Origin of the sequence: Pectobacterium brasiliense (assembly GCF_013449685.1) — a bacterium.
GTDB classification, from domain to species: domain Bacteria; phylum Pseudomonadota; class Gammaproteobacteria; order Enterobacterales; family Enterobacteriaceae; genus Pectobacterium; species Pectobacterium brasiliense_A.
This window is the reverse complement of record NZ_JACDSF010000011.1, coordinates 1-340: the sequence shown is the minus strand read 5'-3', so window position 1 is coordinate 340 and position 340 is coordinate 1. Positions and strand designations below refer to the sequence as shown.

At 56.5% G+C, this 340-nt stretch carries 1 protein-coding gene; it reads left to right on the top strand.

Features of this window, described 5'->3' with window-relative positions; translation table 11 throughout:
• Positions 1 to 340 (top strand): Ig-like domain-containing protein (locus H0248_RS04835; RefSeq protein WP_180784963.1); only part of this gene is annotated, 340 nt, incomplete at both ends.

Genomic DNA, 340 nt, shown 5'->3' with positions numbered 1-340 from the left:
CACTACCCGTGATACCGCAGGTAATGTCACGACTGCCAATACCAGCCACGTTTACGGTGTCGATACCGTTGCGCCAGTGGCGTCTATTACCATTGACGATGTCACCTCGGACAACGTGATTAACGTCAGCGAATCGGGCCAGACGATTGCGGTCACCGGTCAGGTCGGCAATGAAGTCAAAGCCGGTGATGCGATCACGGTGAAAGTCGGCACCGAGACCTATCAGACTACGGTGAATACCGATGGCAAAACCTGGAGTGTGAACGTTCCGGGATCGGTGCTGGCAGCGAACGGCGATGTGAGTGCCACGGTCACCACCCGTGATACCGCAGGTAACGTC